Genomic DNA, 9,918 nt, shown 5'->3' with positions numbered 1-9,918 from the left:
GTCATATTTTAGAAAACCTTGCAATATTTTCACAGGGTAGAAATCAGTTTTTCCCAATAGTTATGCGGGCTGGGCGGGATTTTAAGGGACGACTATTTAATAAATGACAATATTTTCGTTTTTTTACTGAAAATGTAGTCCAAGTTGGAATACTTTGGGAAAGAAACTCCGTTTTTTTGTTTTTTTAGCTTGTTTTGGGCATTTATATAGAGAAATCATTTTTATCTTTCGTTTTGAAGTGCAGATTACAAAACTAAAGATTTTTGGCTTTAAGTCCTTTGCCCAGAGGACCGAAATTAACTTCCCCACGAAGGGTCTTACGGCCGTGGTGGGGCCGAACGGGTGCGGTAAGTCGAACATTACCGACGCTATCCGTTGGGTTCTGGGTGAACAGAAGGCTGCATCGCTCCGTATGAGCAAGATGCAGGACGTGATTTTTAGCGGTACCGAAGAACGTGCCGCCATGAGCCTCGCTGAAGTCTCTATTGTGATTGACAACAGCGACGGAACCCTGAATTCTGAATATTCCGAAGTGATTGTGACCCGCCGCGTGCACCGTGATGGTTCGGGCGAATATCTGATCAACAACCAGGAATGCCGCCTGCGCGACGTGCATGCCTTGCTTTTTGACTCGGGCCTCGGTTCCAGCACCTATTCGCAGATGAACGCCGATATGATCAAGGCGGTTTTGAGTGACAAGGCCGACGACCGCCGCGTGCTGTTCGAAGAAGCCGCCGGCGTGAGCAAGTACAAGCAGCAGCGCAAGGAAACTCGCCGCCAGTTGGAACGCGTGCAGATGGACATGGAACGCGTGGAAGACAACCTACGCAGCGTGCGCCGTTCCGTAAAGCTGTACGAGACGCAGGCCGAAAAGGTGAACGAGTTCAAGCGCTTGAGCAAGCGCCTGCGTGAACTGGACCTCTCGGTCAGTATCGACAAGTTTGAAGACATGAAAGAGGGCTTGACGACCCTCGATACCGCAACCCGCCGTCTGAACCACGATGTGGAAAATTCCAAGACCAATGCCACGGTCCTCCAGACGAAAATCGACGAAAAGAAGCTCCTGATTGCCGAAGACGAAAACGCCTACCGCGACTTGGAACGCGAGGTGCAAAAGGCGACCATCGAGCTCAATGACTTGAATAACAGCATGGGCCGCCTCCGCGACGTGATTTCGAACTTGGAAGCCGCCAACGAAAAGGCCCAGGAAGAAATCGACCGCAACCAGGGAAAAGTCCAGGAACTGTTGCAGGAACGCGAACGCCTCGAAGAAGAGAATGCGGTACTCAGTTCCGACAACGATGTGGACGAAATGAACGCCATTCTGGAGCGGGAACGTGAAATTTTGCAGGTCATGCGTGACAAGCTGGACGACTTGCGGAGCAGGTCGAGAGAGCTTGCCAACGAACGTCTGCAGGCGACCAACCGAGCCAACTCCTTGAAGAGCCGCTTCGAGCGCATGGATGCGGAATCCACCCTTTTGCAGGCGAACCTGGAAAAGTGGCAGAGCGAAATGGATTCTGTCCGTGGCCAGAAGGAATCGGCCCAGACGACTCTTAATGAAATTAATGCGGGTGTTGAATCTGCCGACAGCGATTTGGAACGCCTGACGGAACAGCGTGCTACCCGCGAAGAACGCCTGGATGGCGAGCGCGCTGAACTTCTGGATGCCCAGAAGAAGTTCCAGGATTTGATGAATGAAGAAGCCCGCTTGCAGTCGAGAATCGATGTGCTCGAAAGCGTGGCGAACGAAGGAACCGACGCTAGCCGCTGGCTTATGGAGCACAAGGCGAACCTGGTGGGCGGGCTCCTTGCCGAAAGTATCGAAGCGGCTCCTGAATACGCCGCCCAAGTGGAGGCCGCCCTCGGTGACTTGATGGATGCCGTGGTGGTGTCCTCGGACGATGCGGCGATCGAAGCGATTGAATCCATGAAGGGCGAAAACGTCGGTAAGGCGATTTTGGCCCTGGTGGGCGAGGCATCCACGGCATACGCCGGCTCGGTTGTGGGCGATGGCGTCGTCGGTTGCCTGAATGACTATGTGAAGGCCGAGGGCGCCGTATCGGAATGGCTCAAGGCGATTCTTTCCCGCTATTACCTGGTGGATAGCCTTGCAACGGCGGTGCGCTTGGCTCGTGCCATGCGCGGCGATGACTTGTGCTTTGTGGCTCCGGAAGCCATTGTGCGTACGAGCGGCCTTGTGAGCAGCGGTACCGCAACATCGGGCACCCTTAGCCGCAAGAATGAAATTGCCGAGGCGAACGGCCTCTTGGAAGGCGTGGTCGCCGAAGCGGCCCAGGCCGAAGAAGAAATTTCTCGCCTCCAGTCCCTGGTCGATGAAGACGCCCAGATGCTTTCGTCCATTGACGACGAAATCCGCGAAAAGCAGGATATGAAGCGTGGCGCCAGTGCCGGCATTGCAATCCAGAACAATATTGTTGCCGGTTGCGACCGCCGCTTGGCCCAGTTGCAGACCGAAGTCCAGAACGCTGAAAACAAGATTCGTTTGGCTCAGGAATCCAAGAATAGCGACCAGGAATTGAACGAAGCCCTTGCTACCTTGGAACGTACCGAAGACGAATATGCCCGCGTGAACGACGAACTTTCGGAACAGGATACCATGTTCCGCGAAAAGGAAGAAGAAGTTCGCGAGTTGGAACGTTCTGCTCAAGACAAGAACGCCAAGCTTACGCAGAATACGAACCGCTTGGCATCCATTGCCGAACAGGTCGACTTCCTCGAAAATTCTGTCCGCAGTCGTGGCGAAGAAATTGAAAAGAACCGCGCCAACATCGAGAAGAACGAAGAAGACGCCAAGGGCGTTGCCGACCAGGTGCAGAGTAAGGATTCTGCCCTTCGCGAACTCGAAAACCAGCGCGATTTGGCCCGCGAAAAGTATGAACTTGTTTCGGGCGACCTCGAAGAATGGCGTAGTGAAGTCAACCGCCTCCGCGACGACATGATCGAGAAGATGAAGGAATTGAACGATGTGGGCCGCAGGCAGGAAGCCTTGCAGGCAAATATCGACCGCCTTACCGAACGTATTACAAACGAATACAGCGTCGACCTCGCGAACCCCGAAGATGTGGAAAGAGTCGAATACTCTCAGCCTGAAGCTGACCGTGAAATTCGCGAACTCCGCGGAAAGATCAAGGAACTGGGCCCCATCAACGTGAACGTGATGGAAGACTACGAAGACGAAAAGAAGCGCCTTTTGGAAGTGGAAGCGCAGTTCGACGACTTGGATCGCGCCCGCGCCTCGCTCGACCGCACCATCACCAAGCTCGACGACATTGCCCGCAGCCGTTACCTCGATACGTTTGCCCGCATCCAGAAGAACTTCCAGTTCGTGTTCAGCAAGCTGTTCCTGAACGGCGAAACCAAGATGAGCCTTGTCGAGAAGGTGGACGAAATGGGCAAGCCCATGGATATCCTCGATGCCGACATCGAAATCAACGTGCGCCCGACCGGCAAGAAGATGCGCGGTATCAAGGCGCTTTCCGGTGGTGAACACGCCCTGACTGCAACGGCCTTGCTGTTCGCTATCTACATGGAAAAGCCGTCGCCGTACTGCGTGCTGGACGAAGTTGACGGTCCGCTTGATGACGCTAACGTGGGCCGCTTCATGGCGCTCCTCCGCGAATTCAGCAAGCAGACCTTGTTCATCGTGGTGACGCATAACAAGCGTACCATGGCCGAAGCCGACATGCTCTACGGCGTGACGCAGGAAATCAAGGGTATTTCCCGCATCGCGAGCGTGCAGTTGGCTGATGCAACGAAGTTCGCGATATAATATTTTTTCACCCGGTTCGTCCGGGTTTTTCTCTTATAATAAAAACATCCCCGCATTTGCGGGGATGTTTTCATGTTCTAGTACAAATTCTATCCGCGGGTCAGGCAGCCTACATTGTTAAGGATCCAGGAACCTTCGCAATAATAATAAACGTCAAATCCAAATACGCAGACCCCTTCATGATTCGGATTAAACTTATTGCAATATTCTTCTGCAGTTTCTGCTTTCTTATAACCTTGTACTGTATATACGTAGTATTCCGTTTGTTCGTAATACTTAAGAGTAGACTTAGTTATATCTTCACCTTCATGATTAACAAATTCACAGGCGGAACCTGTAGAATGTTTATCGCAATATTCTGCCACAGATTGCCACGCGCTATCCAATTTGACGAAAGACTCGGTACCGACATAGCAGATTTTCTTGTCGGTTTCCGTTTGACATTCATGACTTCCGCCACAGTGAGCCATACTAGAAGAACTAGACGGATTGTCAAGATACCCGCCATATGTCAAATTTTTACCATTAGTTTCGCAGTACTCATCAAAAGTAATCCACTGATACATGAATGATTCATCCTTGTACGCACAGACATAGATTACGCTTTCTTTGGTAACAGTTGAATCTTCGTTATCTCTGTTGCAAATCTGGTCGAGAGCAATGTCTGTGGAGGCGTCAACCCACTTACCATTGTCATTTTCGACTTCTTTAGCTATAGAGCACTTGAAACTGTGGCTTTTACCATCCTTGAGGGTTTCGCTCTTAATGTCTGCAATGTTTTTAGTATCACCTCTATCGGTATCGCAATTACCAAGCTTGGCGTTAAGGTACTCATTTTCATCAATTTTTAGCCAATCTGTGGAGGAAGAACTTGCGGGGATTCCTTCTACGTTATTATTATAAAGACATTCATAGTATGCGTCACCGACTATAGCGACATCTTTTTCTTTTGATCGATTTCTCGTGCAAATTCCAAGCGTTGCGTTTTCATCCAAATCGCTTGCTTTAACCCAAGAGTATCCGCTGGAAGAACCTCCAGAAATGTAGTTACACTTGTATTTTTCCCCTCTGTAAACAGCTACTTTGGTTTGATTTTTCATCTTATCTTCATCGCATTTGCCATAGATATCCTCAAAGCTAAGTTCACGCCATTCATGGATATGGTTACCCCAGTTGTCTAAATCCTCTACTGTTTCACAAACATATTCATAACCGGATTCAGTAACCACTTTTTCACTGACATAGCCATAATGGCAAGCTACACCTAAAACATTGTCACGCACTTCAGCAGGGACCCATTCGTATTTTTTTTCGTTATCAAGGTAATCGCACTTATAATATGCGGAACCATTTTCTTCCTTGACGACTCCCTTTCCCATCACGGTTTTTGTACATGTACCATATTTCTCATCCAACTCATTTTTCACTCTCCATTTGGAGCCGTCGCATACAAAGGTTTTTTTGCTCGTTGTCGTGGCAAGTTCCGCATTCCTGATGTCGAGCAGCTTTTCTTCGCCAGCGTTGTCGACATTGCATTCACCGAGGTAAACCTTGGATTCCGGATTGTTGGCCTGTTCTTCCGGGGTCATGCCGTCCTGTTCAGAATATTCACCGGAAGAGCTCGAAGAACTAGGAACACCAGGCACAAGTCCAAGATTATTGCAAGCAGTAGAATCAGGCAGATTACATTCCTCTTTGACACACTCATACTCTTGAATTTCCCCGTCAATGAACGCCGATCCCTTATCTCCTTTATTACGGCCCAAGCATACATTTTCAGCATCTTGCCAGCCGCAGTTTCCATTGTCGCATACACAAACGGCATTATCATCAAGACCTTCAAAGCTATAGAAGAAGGTCGAATTAACAGCGTCAGCATCGCAAACTTTTTTCACCGTTGCAACACCTACAGCCCAAAGTGTTACAGGATACCAACCTTGTTCGTTTTCGATATATTCAAAGTAATGGAAATATCCCCCTTTGACATCAGACTTATACACCTTGCTGCTATAGCCAGACGGATCATTGAAAACCTTTGCGTCTTCGACTTTAAGCTTATAGGCTTCCACAAATCCATTCTGCAAAATCTTGTAATAGACGGCATCCGTACCACTCCAGACATTCGTTTCAGTAGTAGAGTCGCCATGCTGCATTTGGTTCCTCTTGAAGAAGTTCGCGTCGATAAGCAAAGCGAGGTAGTCTACAAAGAACATGCTGTGTTCCTTGCCTGCGTAAGTCGTATTGACGGCGGTGTTAAAGTTGCCGTTTTCGGCAAAGACATTGCGGAAAGCGTTATAGACCGGGTTAAAGCCCGGAGTCTTGTCTTTTTGGTCAATGAGGGCCATTACCCACACGATGCTGTTGAAGTTTTCGGCCAGGCCAATCTGATCGGGGGCATAATGTTCGAAAGACGGATATTCTTCGCTGTTTTCCAAATAAAGGGCTCCGGCAAGTTCCTTGTTCGCCTGCTCGTTTGCAACACCAAAACCGTTACTATCGTCAACCAACTTTTTTACGCGGGCGGCCTTGTAGTCGGTCAAGAAGTCGATGACAACCGTATCGGACGCATCGGACAAGTCTGCATAGGCGTTGTAAATGACATCCGTTGCGTTCGAGCCAAATCCGCCAAAGGCGCCGAAAGCGTTGTTACTCAAGTTCAGCTTGACGCGGAGCTTCACAACCGGGGTCGTAAGGTTCGTGATGTCGAGATCCCCTTCGAGGCGGGCAACCTTGTATTCCACCGCCTTTTCGTTAGTTTCTTCGATTGTCACAAAGGATTTATTGGCAGAGGCGAACAAGTCCTGCATAAACACCTTGCCGCTCGGGGCGAACTTTTCGTCAAGGTCCGTCACGGTAAGTTCTGCATTGTCGCCACCTTTGAGGTTCTTCCAGATTTCCTCGTAGATGTCGTCAGTTTTCGTTTCCTTGTTGGCCTGCACCGGGAAACGCACGACAACATGCTTCTTGTACACTTTGGCGAGGTCCTCGTTCACGGGCGTGAACGGGATTTCCATCTTGGTTTCGGCTTCGCCGCAACGGATTGTCACGGTGATAATAGCCTTTTCGTTGTCACGAACCGTATCGACGATGGCGCAAGACTTGTCTTCTAGTTCTGCATTCCAGCTGCTGTAGGCGTCGTTGAACTTGTCGTTGATTTCTTCGTCAAGCTTGCTAGAGGCGCTGCTCAAGCTCTTGAGGGCTTCTTCAACATCTTTCTGATTCTTTGCAGATGCCGAACTTAAATTTTTCAGGGCTTCTTCGATATCTTTCTGGGCTTTTTCAATTTCCGTTTGGTTCTGCTTTTGTGCGCTGCTGAAAGATTCTTGAATGGCCTTTTTGACGGCAACGGTGTCGACACTTATGCCATTTGTTCCGTTGGTTCCGTTCGTGCCATTGGTGCCGTCTTTGCCGTTCTTGCCGTCAACACCGTTTGTTCCATTCTTGCCATCTGCACCGTCTTCGCCGTCTTTGCCGTTTTTCACGGTGCCAATTGTATCGCCGTCGCAAACAATGGCAAAACCGGATTTGTCTTTCAGTTCCTTGGCTTCGCAGCGGTACTTGATCGCTTCTTGGTCGTTCATTGCGATCCATTCGCCCTCGGAACAGATGTACATCGTGGCTTTGGGCTTCACGAAGTTCATCGTTCCTTCGGTTTTGTCGTTACAGTCTTCTGGATCTAGGGAACTGACGATACTGAGATTGTCGTTAGTGATTGTTTCGTCGTTGCTACAAGATATAATACTTGTTGCAAATGCTGCGCACAATGCAGCCATTGAAAGGCGCTTGATAAACACCGTATTCTCCTTATTTTTTTTGACGCCAATGATAGAAATTTTTGTTTACAATAGTGCTTTTTTTGGCGTTTTGTATGAAAAAAACAAGATTGCGTTAAAGAAACAGACCGTTAATTACAGCCAACTGCTAACTGCCAACTATTTACTATAATTGCCGATATGCTTCGTTTGTTCTTAACTCTTTTGATGTCGCTTGCCGCGGTGGTGCTGACTTCATGCGATGGCGGCACTTTAAATCCGCTACCGGAGGGGTATGATCCCGATGGCAGGTGCAGTGCTGGAAAAAATCAGATTTTGCCAGAGGAAGAGTGGGATTCTTTGCAGGCCCGCTGCGATACGGTCTTTATTCGCGATACGGTGATTGTTTATCGCGATACCGCTTATGAAGATACGGTGGTTACAAAACATGACTATATCGGATTCAAATATTTTGACCGGTTTGTTGATGACTACGACACGCTTGTGGGTATCCGCGTTGATGAACGCCCTGAGAATCCTTATCGTTGCGGCCGTCCTCCTATTTATTGCAAACTGGATTCCACGCAAAAGACGTTTAGTTGCCAAACAGGCATAATTTGTTATACCGTCCAGTATTCAACCGAACTCTCTCAATCACAAGCGGTGGCGCTCCCGAACCCACCTGTTGTTTATGTTCCTGAGGGGCATGAGATTGGCTCGATGATGTGCCGTCGCTCCGGTTTTAAGTGCGTACATGACCGGGTTTATCGCGATACGATGCATTTGCCGACACTTTACACGGACGTTTACGATACGACCTTCTTGAATTATGGCCCTAATGCTTGGACGGACTATGTTCCTGCCGTCAATGCACCTCCCTTTGATACTTCGGCATTCCGCATGGCGCTTGACACGCTGGATACCCGAAAACCGATTTTTGGAATGGACTCCTTGTTTACGGGGTACTATATTACGGTAGAAGGCTTGCCTGAATGGGCGGAAAAAGGCCACCGGAGCCATTGTACAAAACAAGGGGACAAGACCGTGTGTACAACAGCCGTGGAGGTGGTTGGGTCTCTTTTAGGAAGTTATCCGACTGTTTATGAGAAATACCCTTTCTTCCTTGAAAATAAACTGGAAGCGCCGCTCGAAAAAGATACCGTAATTACTTGGGTCTTGCGGTACGGTTATCTCGGAGGCTGGTTTGAGGGTGATAGCGATTCCCTGACCATTACGACCTTCTTTAAGGCTTCCTCGAACTAACCTTCTGTTTCTGTCTACTTCCTACTGTCTACTTCCTACTATTTACTATAATTTCCAATATGCAGTGCACATGCTCCGTTTGCAACAAGGAATTTAACGACAAGGTCGGGATGTCCCCGATGCAGAGTAACCTTGCTATCCGTTACCGCAACAAGGTGGGGAACATTTGCCCTGATTGTCAAGCAGAAATTGCCTCGACAAAGCGGGGGAGGTGGCGACTCTTCTTCTGGAACCTGAAAGTCGCGCTCTATTGCCTGCGTTTCCTCTCGATTTTTGCAATTCCGTTTATCGCTTTAATCGTAGTCCTAGCCTTATTTGTCCTCTAAAATAACCACAGTCTACTAACCATTAACCACTGTTTACTATGGATTTCATCACTCTTGCCAAAGAACGTTACAGCTGCCGCAAATTTAGCGACAAGGCTGTGGAACCCGAAAAACTCGCCCTCGTGCTCGAAGCGGGCCGCCTTTCTCCGACGGCCGTGAATGGCCAGCCGGTGACCGTGAAGGTACTCAAGTCCGAGGCAGCCCTAGCCAAGCTCCGCGGCATTACCCGCATGGCCTACAACGCCCCTGTGGTGCTCATGGTCTGCTACGACAAGGACAAGTGCTATTCTCCCGTGACTTACCACGACGACTTTGTGAGTGGTGACATGGATTCGAGCATCGTGACGACCTCGATGATGATGCAGGCAACTGATCTTGGCCTTGCTACCCTGTGGCCCCGCGGCTTCAACGCCTCTGAAATCGAAAAGGCTTTCGACTTCCCGGAAAACCTCAAATTGGCTTGTTTCTTGGATGTTGGCTACGCTGATCCTGCCGAAGGCGGCCCCTCGCCGCGCCACCCCGTGCGCAAGCCCATGAGCGAATTCGCTACGGAATTGTAAAAAGCAAAGGCGACCGAAAGGTCGCCTTATTTTTGTAAGAACGAAAACCACCAGCTAGGCTGGTGGTTCTAAAGAAGCCTTCTGGCGGTGCTGAAAAAAGAAATCCTTTGATTATAATTGAAATGCGGCCTGCCAACTGCATAACAATAATTTCAAAGGATTTAAAATGAATGATAGAAATAAATCGACAGCTCATACCACATGGAACTGCAAGTACCACATCG

At 49.1% G+C, this 9,918-nt stretch carries 6 protein-coding genes; 4 read left to right on the top strand and 2 right to left on the bottom strand.

All coding sequences use genetic code 11. From position 1 onward, the window contains the following. The first annotated feature begins 238 nt into the window (after positions 1-238). The gene (gene smc, locus BUA40_RS14000; RefSeq protein ID WP_072801466.1) at positions 239-3,793 is read left to right on the top strand and encodes a chromosome segregation protein SMC; all 3,555 of its coding nucleotides are present in this window, start codon (positions 239-241) and stop codon (positions 3,791-3,793) included. 89 nt (positions 3,794-3,882) lie between these two features. On the opposite strand, the gene BUA40_RS13995 is transcribed toward smc, so the two are convergent. Continuing rightward, positions 3,883-7,587, bottom strand: coding sequence for a hypothetical protein (locus BUA40_RS13995; RefSeq protein WP_255369328.1), 3,705 nt, complete (start codon positions 7,585-7,587; stop codon positions 3,883-3,885). A gap of 159 nt (positions 7,588-7,746) precedes the next feature. Between BUA40_RS13995 and BUA40_RS13985 the strand changes: the two genes are divergently transcribed. Genes BUA40_RS13985 through BUA40_RS13975 form a run of 3 tightly spaced genes read left to right on the top strand, consistent with a single transcriptional unit; the run spans position 7,747 to position 9,694 of the window. After that, a complete protein-coding gene (locus BUA40_RS13985; protein ID WP_072801463.1) occupies positions 7,747-8,808 on the top strand; it encodes a hypothetical protein in 1,062 nt (353 codons plus the stop codon). Positions 8,809-8,867: 59 nt separating this feature from the next. After that, entirely contained in the window at positions 8,868-9,134 is a 267-nt protein-coding gene (locus BUA40_RS13980) for a hypothetical protein (RefSeq protein WP_143149825.1), read from the top strand. Between the two features lie 38 nt (positions 9,135-9,172). Next, on the top strand, positions 9,173-9,694 hold the full coding sequence (locus tag BUA40_RS13975) for a nitroreductase family protein (protein ID WP_072801461.1): 522 nt from the start codon (positions 9,173-9,175) through the stop codon (positions 9,692-9,694). On the opposite strand, the gene BUA40_RS14710 is transcribed toward BUA40_RS13975, so the two are convergent. After that, the coding region (locus tag BUA40_RS14710) for a hypothetical protein (protein WP_218588200.1) at positions 9,681-9,918 on the bottom strand (238 nt) is incomplete at its 5' end. The genes BUA40_RS13975 and BUA40_RS14710 overlap by 14 nt on opposite strands.

The organism is Fibrobacter sp. UWT2 (genome assembly GCF_900142545.1).
GTDB lineage: Bacteria > Fibrobacterota > Fibrobacteria > Fibrobacterales > Fibrobacteraceae > Fibrobacter.
Note: the sequence above shows the minus strand (reverse complement) of the source record. Positions and strands in the feature narration are given on the sequence as shown.

Coding starts and splice junctions, on each gene's coding strand:
- BUA40_RS13985 (WP_072801463.1), top strand. CDS start 7,747: ATGCTTCGTTTGTTCTTAACTCTTTTGATGTCGCTTGCCGCGGTGGTG.
- BUA40_RS13980 (WP_143149825.1), top strand. CDS start 8,868: ATGCAGTGCACATGCTCCGTTTGCAACAAGGAATTTAACGACAAGGTC.
- BUA40_RS13975 (WP_072801461.1), top strand. CDS start 9,173: ATGGATTTCATCACTCTTGCCAAAGAACGTTACAGCTGCCGCAAATTT.